Source organism: Streptomyces sp. H51 (assembly GCF_035656535.1).
In the GTDB taxonomy this organism is placed as follows: Bacteria; Actinomycetota; Actinomycetes; order Streptomycetales; family Streptomycetaceae; genus Streptomyces.
In genome coordinates, this window is sequence record NZ_JAYMHD010000022.1 from 82,973 (window position 1) to 94,767 (window position 11,795).

Annotated in this window: 13 protein-coding genes; 10 read left to right on the top strand and 3 right to left on the bottom strand. The window is 71.5% G+C overall.

From position 1 onward, the window contains the following. Positions 1–168 precede the first annotated feature (168 nt). The gene (locus VKA29_RS07450; protein ID WP_324784413.1) at positions 169–2,445 is read right to left on the bottom strand and encodes a catalase; all 2,277 of its coding nucleotides are present in this window, start codon (positions 2,443–2,445) and stop codon (positions 169–171) included. 437 nt (positions 2,446–2,882) lie between these two features. Between VKA29_RS07450 and VKA29_RS07455 the strand changes: the two genes are divergently transcribed. Then, complete coding sequence (locus VKA29_RS07455) at positions 2,883–3,419, top strand: isochorismatase family cysteine hydrolase (RefSeq protein WP_324784414.1); 537 nt, start codon at positions 2,883–2,885, stop codon at positions 3,417–3,419. A 16-nt stretch (positions 3,420–3,435) separates the two neighbouring features. Here VKA29_RS07455 and VKA29_RS07460 read toward each other — a convergent pair whose 3' ends face one another. Next, positions 3,436–3,753, bottom strand: coding sequence for an alpha-amylase (locus VKA29_RS07460; protein WP_324784415.1), 318 nt, complete (start codon positions 3,751–3,753; stop codon positions 3,436–3,438). 427 nt (positions 3,754–4,180) lie between these two features. Between VKA29_RS07460 and VKA29_RS07465 the strand changes: the two genes are divergently transcribed. Next, positions 4,181–4,327 carry a hypothetical protein gene (locus VKA29_RS07465; protein ID WP_324784416.1) on the top strand — a complete coding sequence of 49 codons (147 nt, stop codon included), beginning with the start codon at positions 4,181–4,183 and terminating at the stop codon, positions 4,325–4,327. 223 nt (positions 4,328–4,550) lie between these two features. Here VKA29_RS07465 and VKA29_RS07470 read toward each other — a convergent pair whose 3' ends face one another. Beyond that, positions 4,551–5,120 carry a DinB family protein gene (locus VKA29_RS07470; RefSeq protein WP_324784426.1) on the bottom strand — a complete coding sequence of 190 codons (570 nt, stop codon included), beginning with the start codon at positions 5,118–5,120 and terminating at the stop codon, positions 4,551–4,553. Positions 5,121–5,571: 451 nt separating this feature from the next. Between VKA29_RS07470 and VKA29_RS07475 the strand changes: the two genes are divergently transcribed. The 8 genes from VKA29_RS07475 (at position 5,572) to VKA29_RS07510 (ending at position 11,718) form a co-directional block, all read left to right on the top strand. Then, positions 5,572–6,405: an alpha/beta fold hydrolase gene (locus VKA29_RS07475; protein ID WP_324784417.1), complete on the top strand. Its 834-nt coding sequence runs from the start codon at positions 5,572–5,574 to the stop codon at positions 6,403–6,405. Positions 6,406–6,516: 111 nt separating this feature from the next. Further along, a complete protein-coding gene (locus VKA29_RS07480; protein WP_324784418.1) occupies positions 6,517–6,945 on the top strand; it encodes a hypothetical protein in 429 nt (142 codons plus the stop codon). 189 nt (positions 6,946–7,134) lie between these two features. Further along, positions 7,135–8,160 carry a hypothetical protein gene (locus VKA29_RS07485; protein WP_324784419.1) on the top strand — a complete coding sequence of 342 codons (1,026 nt, stop codon included), beginning with the start codon at positions 7,135–7,137 and terminating at the stop codon, positions 8,158–8,160. Continuing rightward, a complete protein-coding gene (locus VKA29_RS07490; protein ID WP_324784420.1) occupies positions 8,157–8,480 on the top strand; it encodes an MmoB/DmpM family protein in 324 nt (107 codons plus the stop codon). The genes VKA29_RS07485 and VKA29_RS07490 overlap by 4 nt, the downstream gene beginning before the upstream one ends. Before the next feature lie 13 nt (positions 8,481–8,493). Next, positions 8,494–10,011, top strand: coding sequence for a YHS domain-containing protein (locus VKA29_RS07495; RefSeq protein WP_324784421.1), 1,518 nt, complete (start codon positions 8,494–8,496; stop codon positions 10,009–10,011). 3 nt (positions 10,012–10,014) lie between these two features. Next, positions 10,015–10,335 (top strand): phenol hydroxylase subunit P4, encoded by a 321-nt coding sequence (locus VKA29_RS07500; RefSeq protein WP_324784422.1) that lies wholly within the window; start codon positions 10,015–10,017, stop codon positions 10,333–10,335. A 10-nt stretch (positions 10,336–10,345) separates the two neighbouring features. Continuing rightward, the gene (locus tag VKA29_RS07505) at positions 10,346–10,795 is read left to right on the top strand and encodes a 2Fe-2S iron-sulfur cluster-binding protein (RefSeq protein ID WP_324784423.1); all 450 of its coding nucleotides are present in this window, start codon (positions 10,346–10,348) and stop codon (positions 10,793–10,795) included. An 8-nt stretch (positions 10,796–10,803) separates the two neighbouring features. After that, positions 10,804–11,718, top strand: a complete 915-nt coding sequence (locus tag VKA29_RS07510; protein WP_324784424.1) for a catechol 2,3-dioxygenase — start codon at positions 10,804–10,806, stop codon at positions 11,716–11,718. Positions 11,719–11,795: the final 77 nt, after the last annotated feature.

The window sequence follows — 11,795 nt, forward strand, 5'->3', positions numbered from 1 at the left end:
TTCAGATACACAAGTACGTTCTGTGTATCATCGTTGCATGCCGTGGTGCGGCGGGACAACGGCACGGACCGACGCACGACCGCCGCCCTTTCCGGACACCGTTCGCGCGTGTCCGGAAAGGGCGGCGGTCACCCGGCCCTCCTCGTGCCCCTCACGGGACACGCCGCCTCACGGAGCCGGGGCGAAGCGGTCCCAGGCGCGGTGCCCGCGCAGCAGGCCGGTGACGGCCTCCAGGACCGGGACCGCGGCGTCGCCGGTGACCACGCCGGCCGCGCCCGCGGGCAGACCGGCGGCCTGCAGGGCGTCCGCTCCCTTGCCCCAGGCGCCGAGCGCCTTGCCGTGGCGGAACGCCTCCGTGACCATCAGCAGCACCCGGGGGTCGAGGGCGGTGAGCCGCGCCGCCGCGTCGCCGGCCTTCGCCTCCCGCGCACCGTAGGCGTCGGCCGCCGGACCGGGCGCCCCGGCCAGCAGGATCGCGTCGAACTCGGTGGACCGGGCGGTGGCGAAGGTGCGCTGCACGGTGACCGCGTCGCCGTCGCCCAGCGTGCCGCCGGACGGTGCGATCACCAGCGGGACCATTCCGGCGTCCAGGACCGCCCGGCGTACCTCGCGCACCTGGTCCAGGCCGTCGGCGCCGTCGGTGACGATGCCGACGACACGGCCGTCGACCGGCCACTCCCCACCGAGCTGGGACAGCGCCGGACTGGGCTCGACGGCCGCCGGCGGGACGGTCGCCGCCGGCGCCGGGAGCCCCAGGCCGGCCGCGACCCGCGCGCACAGCTCGGAGTCGATGTCGGCGAGCACCCGCAGCCCTCGCTCCTTGATCGACTGCTCGTAGCACTTGCCCAGTTCGAAGGTGTAGGCGGCGATGATGTGCTCGCGCTCGGTGGGGGACATGCTCAGCCAGAACAGCCGGGGCTGGCTGAAGTGGTCGTCGAAGGACGCCGCCGCGTCCCGCACCTTGCGGGCGGCGGGCACCACGGCGGGCACCTCGATGTAGGCGCCGGTGTCCGCGCCCGCCATGAACGGGCAGCCGCCGTCGAGGGAGTTGGGCCGGTAGGGCGCCACGCCCCGGTGCACCGCGGTCTGGTGCATGCCGTCCCGCAGCATGTCGTTGACCGGCGCGTGCGTGCGGTTGATCGGCAACTGGGCGAAGTTGGGGCCGCCCAGCCGGGTGATCTGCGTGTCGAGGTAGGAGAACAGGCGGCCCTGCAGCAGCGGGTCGTTGGTGACGTCGATGCCGGGGACCAGGTGCCCGACGTGGAAGGCGACCTGCTCCGTCTCGGCGAAGAAGTTCGACGGGTTCTTGTCGAGCGTCATCAGCCCGATGGGCTGCACCGGCGCCAGCTCCTCGGGCACGATCTTCGTCGGGTCCAGCAGGTCGATGCCCTCGAACATCTGGTCCTCGGTGTCCGGGAACGTCTGCACACCCAGCTCCCACTGGGGGAACGCCCCGGCCTCGATCGCGTCGGCGAGGTCACGGCGGTGGAAGTCGGGGTCGACGCCCGCGGTGATCTGCGCCTCCTCCCACACCTGCGAGTGCACGCCCAGTTTCGGCTTCCAGTGGAACTTCACCAGCGTGGTCGCGCCCTCGGCGTTGACCAGCCGGAAGGTGTGGACGCCGAATCCCTCCATCATCCGGAACGAGCGCGGAATGCCGCGGTCGGACATGTTCCACAGCGTGTGGTGGGTCGCCTCGGTGTGGAGCGTGACGAAGTCCCAGAACGTGTCGTGGGCGCTCTGCGCCTGCGGGATCTCACGGTCGGGATGCGGCTTGCCGGCGTGGATGACGTCGGGGAACTTGATCGCGTCCTGGATGAAGAACACCGGGATGTTGTTGCCGACCAGGTCGAAGACGCCCTCACCGGTGTAGAACTTCGTCGCGAAACCGCGCGTGTCGCGCACGGTGTCCGCGGATCCGCGCGAGCCCAGCACCGTGGAGAACCGGACGAACACCGGCGTCTCGGCGCCCTCGGCGAGGAACGCGGCCTTGGTGACGCCCGTCGCGGTGCCGTAGGACCGGAAGACGCCGTGTGCGGCGGCCCCACGGGCGTGGACCACCCGCTCGGGGATGCGTTCGTGGTCGAAATGGGTGATCTTCTCGCGTAGGTGATGGTCCTGGAGCAGGACCGGGCCACGGGGACCCGCCTTCAGCGAGTGGTCGGTGTCGTACAGGCGGGCGCCCTGGGCGGTGGTCGCGTAGGCGCCCTGCTGGGCGACATCGCCCTGCCGGCTCCCGGTGGGATGTCCGGTCGGACTGTAGGTGTCCGGTCCCCGCTGGTCGGGTTTGGGCGGCAGCGGCTCCCGCGCCTGCGTCGGCTCCTCGACCGGCGGGGCCTGGGGGCTCGGGGCGCCGGGAATCTCGTTGCCCGGCGAAACCGCCTCCTGCACCTTCTCGACGACCTTCTCGGCGGCGGCTGTCACCGGGTTCTTCTTCTCGCTCACTGCATCCGTACCTTTCGACGGGGGCGGTGCCGCGCGCGGGAGTGGGCTGCTCTCGGGCACAGCGACACGGCGGGTACCCGCGCGGCGGGAGCGAACACGGGTGGTGGATCATCCGGGTGAACACGGCCGGAAAGCGCGCGACACCTGTGCCGCGGCCGTGTCACGCCCGTCCGGCGACGCGGTCACGACGGCGCCGGCCGCCGCGGCTGCCTGCGCCCGTACGTCCGTGCCATGCCCGGCGACAGACGGCCCGGCCTCGGTGGCGGGACATCGTGTACCGCGGCGTGCCACGAGCGCCGGGCTCCGCCCGCGACGCGCGCCGCGGGTGTGGTGATCCTCCGTTCACCGAGTATGGCCGCCCTCCTGCCGTTCGGCGCGTCGAGCGCCGCCCGAAGCCGGGCAGGAGTGGCCGGCCCGCGGGACGGAACCCGGTGGGCATGAGCAAGACCGCACTGATCGTCATCGACATGATCAACACGTACGACCACCAGGACGCCGAGCTGCTGCTGCCCTCGGCCGAGGAGGCGGTCCCGGTCGTGGCGGGCCTCCTCCGGCGGGCCCGCGACAAGGACGTACCCGTGATCTACGTGAACGACAACTTCGGTGAGTGGCGCTCGCACCACGGAGAACTCCTCGACAAGGCACTGGCGGGTCCGCACGCCCGCCTGGTGGAGCCGCTGCGGCCCGACGACGCCTCGCTGTTCGTCGTCAAGGCCCGCCACTCGGCCTTCTTCGAGACCCCGTTGTCGTACCTGCTGCGGCAGCAGGGGATCGAGCGGCTGGTGCTGTGCGGGCAGGTGACGGAGCAGTGCATCCTCTATTCCTGCCTCGACGCCCACATCCGGCACTTCGACGTCACCGTCCCGCGCGACGCCGTCGCCTGCATGCATCCCGACCTCGCGGACGCCGCCCTGCGGATGATGGAGCGCAACATGGGGGCGAGGGTGTGCGACAGCGCCGGGTTGTGGCGGTGACGTCCGGCGGTTCTCGTCAGGACGGTTCGCAGACGGCGAGGTGGTCGGCGTGGCCGTGCGGGCCCAGGCACCCCTCGCCGACCGTGCTGAACGCGCCCGGTTCGAGGGTGTGGCACAGGCCGGCCGCGCCGTCCTGGTAGACGACCGTCACGCTCTGCGTGCCGGCGCAGTCGTTGGCGGCGTCGGTGTACCGCCGGCTCTGGTACATCGCCACGCAGGACGGGGCCGGGCTGAAGACCGCCGCCACGGCGGCGGGGGTCCGGAGCGCGGAGGGGAGGATCAAAGCCGTGGCGAGCCCTGCGGTAGCGACGGACCGGTTCATCCATCCCTGCATGAGACGACTCCCTGATTCCCTTGAACGAGTGATGTAGGAGAAATCCGAACAATCGCGGCGAGCGAGCCGGGCGATGCGTTCAGGAGCCGAAGGTTTCAGCGGTGCGGGACCGCGCGCAACACGCCGAGCCCGCTTTCGGACACGCGGGTCGTTGCCGGGGCGGGTCGCCGTGACCTGCGGGTACGCGGCACCGGCCGCGCCCGTTGCCGCGGTTGCGTTTCGAACCGTTTCAGGGCCGTCCGGTCGGGCCCGCCCCGTCGGAGCAGGTCGCCGGCCTTCGAGTGCCCGTCAGGTGCCGGGGAGCTGCAAGGGAAGCCGCGGCGGGGTCGCCCACTCTCGGCCGGAAGGGGCTGGAGCGGCGGTCACTGGGTAACCGGAGGGTCGTGGGACCTGACGCCGAGCGGGGCCCCCGGGCGAAAGGAGTGCCATGTCCACCGTGATGGAACGGATCAAGCAGTTCGCGCGGAGTCCGCAGGGGCGACGCGCGACAGAGCAGGCGCGCCGCTCCGCGGCCGACCCGCGCCGCCGCGCTCAGGCGCAGCGGCTGTTCGGAAAGCTGCGCGGCCGCCGGTGACGTGCCCGGTCCCTCCTCGGAGCGGGTCACCCGCGGCGAGGAGGGACCGGCGCGGACTGCTCGGCGTCGATCAGGACCTGCGACGTCCGGCCGACGGCGCTGCCTGCTGCCATTGCCGTGACGGCCGCCGGCCGCGCTGGTCACCGGCCATCCGGTGACCAGCGGGGTCCGCCGTCCGGCGGACGCCGTGTTCACCGACGGAGCGGGCGGCCCGCGGCCCCGGTCACTGGCCCACTCGTCCGTCGACGCACTCGCGCAGCAGGTCGGCGTGCCCGCAGTGCCGGGCGTACTCCTCGATCCGGTGCACCAGCAGTTCCCGGACGGCGATGCCGTCCTTGCCCACGCGCTCGCCCAGGTCCGGATGCGCGGCCAGCGCGGCGTCGGTCGCGGCCTGCTCGCGCGCCAGATCCATGTACGCGGCGTCGACGACGGCCTGCTCGGCGACGGCTCCGTCGAAGTCCGCGTCCCGCGCGCCGTACAGCTTCGGCAACGGGTCGCCGTCGCCGATCCAGCTGCGCCAGTTGCGTTCCACCTCGGCGAGGTGCCGCACCAGGCCGAGCAGCGACATCGTCGACGGCGGGACCGAACGGCGGGCCAGCTGCTCCGCGTCCAGCCCCTCGCACTTCATGCGCAACGTCAGCCGATAGCCCGTCAGATAGTCGTGCAGAGTGGCGAGTTCGCCATCCGGACTGTTCCCTCCGCTGTCGCGGGGGTCGTCGTCCGGGTCGGCCCACATGTCGGGGTAGACGGTGGCCTGGGTCCATCGTGCCGGTCGGTCGCTCATGCGGCACATGGTGGTGCGCGGGCGCCGCGCCACGCGAGCCGTTTTCGGCGCGGACCGCCGCCGCGGACGCCCTGTTCCAGCCGGCCGCCCACGGCGAGCCGGACCCGCGGCAGCGCGGCCGTCACGCCGGGCGGCAGGTCGAGGGCAGGGGACGGCGGCCGCCCCCAACCGGCCTCCTCGGAGAGCGCCGCGCACAGCGGCGCGTACGCCACCGTCCGGTGAACCGCGGCGCCCGCACCGTGCCCCCGAGCACCGCGGCGCCCGCACCGTGCCCCCGAGCACCGCGGCGCCCGCACCGTGCCCCCGAGCCGCCCCGGGACGCCACCGGCGAAGGCGCCGCCCGCCGGTGGTCCGCGACCGCGTGTTCCCGAGAGGGGAACACCGGGGCGTGACGGCGGGCCGTCGGCAGGACGATCGCGGGGACCGCCGGCAACGGCTGGAGACTCGGAGGACAACGCGTATGAGCGGGCAGAAGCGGCCGGAGATCGGCGCGGAGGTGACCGCGGGCGGGATCCGGACCAACTACCTGGAGGACGGGCAGGGCAGCCCGGTCGTACTGGTGCACGGTTCGGGACCCGGGGTGACGGCGTACGCCAACTGGCGGCTGACCATCCCGGCGCTGGCCAAGCGGATGCGGGTGCTGGCGCCCGACATGGCGGGGTTCGGGTTCAGCGAACGCCCCGAGGGGGTGAGCTACGGACTGGACCTGTGGGTCGACCAACTGGTCGGGTTCCTCGACGCGCTGGAACTGCCGTCCGCGTCGATCGTCGGCAACAGCTTCGGCGGCGCCATCGCGCTGCGCGCCGCGGCGCGGCATCCGGACCGGGTGGACCGGCTGGTGCTGATGGGGAGCGTCGGGGTGCCGTTCCCGCTCACCGAGGGGGAGGGGCTGGACGCGGTCTGGGGCTACCAGCCGTCGATCGAGAACATGCGGCGGCTGCTCGACATCTTCGCCCACTCCCGGGAGCTGGTGAACGACGAACTGGCGGAGGTTCGCTACCGGGCCAGCGTCCAGCCCGGCTTCCAGGAGGCGTTCTCCTCGATGTTCCCCGCGCCCCGGCAGCGCTGGGCCGACGCCATGGTCACCCCCGACGACGAGATCCGCGCCCTGCCGCACGACACCCTGATCGTGCACGGCCGGGAGGACCGCGTCATCCCCCTGGCCAACTCGCTGCGGCTGATGGAGCTGATCCCCGCCGCGCGGCTGCACGTCTTCGGCCGCTGCGGGCACTGGACCCAGATCGAATGGGCCGACGAGTTCAACGAACTCGTGGCCGACTTCCTGACCGCCTGAGTACCGGCAGGGGCGCCTGTTCCGGCGTGAGGAACGCCGGTGGCGCCCCCGCCCAGCCGGCCCGAATCTCATCTGCAGGCCGTGGCAGGACCGGCCGGGAGGAGTATCGACGTGACCCCTTTCATGCTCAGCGTCGCCGAGATCCTGGGGCGGGACCCCCGGGCCGGCGAACTCCCCGTCCCGGGGACCCGACCGAGCGAGCCGACCTCGGCCGGCGCCGGAGCCGACCGCCAGGTGGCCGTACGCGCCCTGGCCGAGCAGCTGGTCTGCGAGGCCAACGCCGTGCTGACCCAGGCGGACGACCACCTGGCGCTCACCGACGAACTGTCCCTGGGCGAGCTGGCGTTCTCGGTGCACTACCGGGGCCGCTCGGCGCGGGTGTCCACCCGCTTCGCCGACGGCACCGCCTACGGGCGGCTGATCGGCGACGGCCTGACGGACACCGAGCCGCGGGAGCTGGACGGCCCTGAGGCGCTGACCGGCCTGCTGCTCAGGCTGCTGGCCGAGTCGGACGTCCCGCGCCGCCCCGTCACCGTCTGACGGGCCCGTCCCGGCCCGTCCCGAAAAGCCGTCGGCCGGCCCGTAAAGCCGTCGGCCGGCCCGCCCCGAAGGCCGTCCGTCCGGCCCGCTCCGAAGCCGTCCGACCGGCCCGTTCCCAACCGCGGAACAGCGCTCGCCCTCACCCTGTGGCCCGGGCCACAGTCCTCGCAAGCACCCGAGGAGACGACATTGCAGTACGAACTGCGTACCCAGGTCATCGAACCGAGACGCAAGACGTTCCAGTACCTCATCGACCGGTACGGTGACCGCCCGGCGTCCCGGTACGAAGAAGGCACCATCGACGTCCAGCCCACCGAGCACTTCCACTACCGGCCCCTGTGGGCGCCCGACAAGGAGCTGTACGACGAGAGCTGGAGCGCCTTCCGGCTCACCGACCCGTACTCCTTCACCGATCCCCGCCAGTACTACTACGCCCCCTACGTCACCGCCCGCGCCTCGCTGCACGACGCGTTCGCCCGGACGCTGGACTACCTCGGCAGCCGCGACCTGCTGGCCAGGCTGCCCGAGCCGTGGCGGGAGCTGATCGCCCGGACGGTGCTGCCGCTGCGGCACTACGAGTCCGGCGCCCAGATGGTCAGCACCGCCGCCGCCCGCTTCTGCTACGGCGCCACCATCGCCCAGTGCTGCGCCTTCGCCGCCTTCGACCGCGTCGGCAACGCGCAGATCATCAGCCGCGTCGGGATCGCCCTGGGCGGCGGCACGGCCGACCTGCTGCAGGACGCCAAGCGGACCTGGATGGACGCGCCGGAGCTGCAGCCGTTGCGCCGGTACGTCGAGGAACTCCTGATCGAGGAGGACTGGGCGGCCGCCATGATCGGCCAGGACCTCGCCGACCGGCTGATCCACGCCCTGCTGTACCGCAGGCTCGACGAAGCCGCGCTGCTCGGCGGCGCCGGCGGCTACAGCCTGGTCGCCCAGCACCTCAGCGGCTGGTTCGCCGACCACAGCCGCTGGCTCGACGCGCTGTATGCGGCCTGGCTCGCCGACCCGGAACACGGCGCCGCCAACGGCGCCGAGCTGGCCGCAGTCGTCGAGCGCCTGCTGCCCGCCGCCACGGAAGCGGTCGGCGCCCTGGCCGACGCCGCGGACGGCCTGGTCGACGCGGGCTGCCGCGGCACCGTCGAGGAGGCCGCCGCGGCGGTCCGTACCGCCCTGAGCGCCGCCGGCGCGCCGATCAAGGAGCAGAGCACATGACCGACACCCGGCCCGCCGCCCCGACACGGACGGGCGCCGCCCGCCCCGTCCGCAACGTCGGCGTCGACCTTCAGGAGAACGAGGACACGCGCGCGCTGGTGGAGGCGATCGAGTCCGTCAACGACGACCTCACCGTCCTCCGCCTGCCCGGCCTGGTGAAGATCCAGCGCCCGGGACGGCTGGTGATCAGCCGGGAGAGCGTCGAGGAACGGCTGGGCCGCCCGTGGGAGACCCACGAGTTCCAGCTCGCCATCGTCTCCTACTCCGGCCACTTCGCCGAGTGGGACGACGACGAGATCGTCATCGCCTGGGACCACTGAGGAGACCAACGACATGGCCGCCACCCCGCGCAAGCTGTCGATGAAACAGCGCTATTCGGCGCTCACCCGTGACCTGGACTGGGAGCCGTCGTACGTCGACCCGGAGAAGGTCTTCCCCTACACCTCCTTCGAGGGCATCAAGATCCACGACTGGTCGAAGTGGGAGGACCCCTTCCGGCTCACCGTCGACGCCTACTACAAGTACCAGGCCGAGAAGGACAAGCGGCTGTACGCGGTGCTCGACGGCGCTGCCCAGAGCCAGGGCCACCTCTCCCTGTCCGACGCCAAGTACCTGAACGCGATGAAGCTGTTCCTGCAGGGCGTCACCCCGCTGGAATACCAGGCGCACCGCAACTTCGCCTACCTCGCCCGCCATCTCAACGGCCCCGGCCCGCGGTTCGCCGCCCTGTGCCAGTCGGTCGACGAACTGCGGCACACCCAGACCGAGATCCACACGCTGTCCGCGTACAACAAGTACTACGGCGGGTTCCACTCCTGGAACACCATGCACGACCGGGTGTGGTACCTGAGCGTGCCGAAGTCCTATTTCGACGACGCCCTGTCCGCCGGCCCGTTCGAGTTCCTGATAGCCATCGGCTTCTCCTTCGAGTACCTGCTGACGAACCTGCTGTTCGTGCCGTTCATGTCCGGCGCCAGCTTCAACGGCGACCTGCCCACCATGACGTTCGGCTTCTCCGCGCAGAGCGACGAGAGCCGGCACATGACCCTCGGCCTGGAGGCCATCAAGTTCCTGCTGGAGCAGGACGAGGCCAACGTGCCGATCGTGCAGGAGTGGATCGACAAGTGGTTCTGGCGCGGCTACCGGGTCACCGCCCTGATCGCCCAGATGCTCGACTACATGCTGCCGCGCAAGGTCATGAGCTGGAAGGAGGCGTTCGAGCTCTACTTCGAGGAGCAGATGCTGAACGGCCTCTTCCCCGACCTGGAGTTCTACGGCATCCGCCCGCCGCGCCACGTGCAGCAGGCGATCGACGAGAAGGAGACGCTCAGCCACCAGGTCTACTGGGTGCTCCACCAGTTCAGCTTCGCCGCGTCGTTCACCACCTCGATCCCCGGCGCGGAGGACCAGGAGTGGCTGGCGGCCAACTACCCCGACACCTTCGACAAGTACTACAAGCCGCTGTGGGACAAGGCCCAGCGGGTGGTGGACGGCGGCGGGCGCTTCTTCTACCCGGGCCTGCCGCAGCTCTGCCAGGTCTGCCAGATCCCGATGCTGTTCACCGAACCCGGCGACCCGACCACGATCTGCCAGCGCAGCACCGAGTACCGGGGCGAGCGGTTCGACTTCTGCTCCGACGGCTGCCAGTGGGTCTTCGAACGCGAACCCGAGAAGTACGTCCAGGCCTGGCTGCCCGTGCACCAGATCTATCAGGGCAACTGCGGCGGCCCGTCGGTGCCCGAGGTCCTCGCCTGGTACGGCATCCAGGAAGGCGACGGCGGCGAGTACACCGGATCCGCCGACAACGAGAACTGGGAGCGCTGGCACTCGAGCGCTCCGGTGGGGAGCTGAGCCATGCCGGTCCGCGCGATCGCACCGTACGACTTCCCGTCCCGCTCCCGCCAGGAGCTGTACGGCGACGACCAGTTGGTCCACCTGTGGTGGAAGGACAACATGTGGTTCGGAGCCGCCGCCTGTTTCCGCACGCCCAAGGCGATGACCTGGGCCGAGTTCCGCTCCGCGGTGGTCGACCCGTGGGCGTCCGCCGACCCGGACTACGACCCGGCCGGCGCCTGGCGCTGGAGCCTCGACGGCACGCCCTTCGAACCGTCCGACGACCAGACGCTCGAGGCGCTCGGCGTGGGCCACAAGAGCCTGCTCGCCTTCCACGGCTGAGAGCGCCGCGATGCCCACAGTGACCGTGCAGCCCGAGGGCGTGGTCGTGGAGCTGCGCGCGGGGGAGACCGTGCTGGAGGGTCTCCACCGCGCGGGCTACGCCTACCGGACCGGGTGCCGGCGCGGCGGCTGCGGGATCTGCAAGGTGGATCTCGTGGTCGGCGACGTCGAGTACCACAAGACCGTCGCCGACACCGTCCTGCCCGCGGCCGAACGAGGCTCCGGCACCTGCCTGACCTGCCGCGCCGTCCCCACCGGCGACGTCTGCATCACCCTGCGCAACGACCGGTTGCGCGCCCTGCACCCGCTGCTGGCGTTCCGCGCCGGCGGCACCCCCGCCGGTGGGACCGGCACCGAACCAGCCGGTCCGACCGGCACACACCCCGCCGGCGGGACCGGCACACACCCGGCCGGCCGGACCGGCACAGACCTTGCCGGCGGGACCGGCAGCGAGAACTAGGAGCCGCAATGGCAGTCATGCGCCTGGGATACGTCCACGCGCGGGTCACCGACCTCACCGACGCCAGGAGCCACTACGTGGACACCCTGGGACTGCGCCCCGTCCAGGAGGACGCCGGGCGGCTGCTGTTGAAGGCCTGGGACGAGTGGGACCACCACTCGGTCGTCCTCGAGGAGGGCGGCGTCGGCCTGAACAAGCTCGGGTACAAGGTCAACCACCCCGCGGACCTCGACGGGTTCGAGAAGCGCGCCCAGCAGTTCGGCTGCCGGGTGGAGCGGATGAGCAAGGGCGACAACCCCGAGGTCAGCGACGGCATCCGGATCTTCACGCCGTCGGACCACGTCCTGGAGCTCTACCACGACATGACCCTGGTCGGCTCCGAGGTCGGCAGTGTCAACCCCGAGGTGTTCCCCCGCCACCTGGTCGGCGTCGGCGTGCCCAACATCGACCACGCGCTGATCACCGCCGAGGACGTCAACCTGATGGACCGCTTCTTCTCGGAAGTGCTGGACTTCTACGCCACCGAGCGGGTGGCCACCTCCCTCGACGACGACGCGGAGTACATCGGCACCTGGATGAGCGCGGGCCAGAAGGTCCACGACATCGCCCTGATCAAGGGCCCGCAGGGCAAACTGCACCACTTCGCCTTCGAACTCGGCGACTGGTCCGACGTGCTGCGCGCGGGCGACCTGTTCGCCATGGACGACGTCTCCGTCGACATCGGCCCCACCCAGCACGGCATCACCCGCGGCAAGACGATCTACTTCTTCGACCCCTCGGGCAACCGCAACGAGGTCTTCGCCGGCGGCTACCGGGCCTACCCCGACCGCCCCTGCGTGACCTGGACCCCCGACCAGCTCGCCAAGGGCATCTTCTACGTCGGGCGGGAGCTGAACGAGCGCTTCACCAGCGTGCTCACCTGACGAGCACGCCGAGACCGATGACGATCATGCCGATCAGGGCGGTGACCTTGACCATCGAGAACCAGAACTCGAGCTCG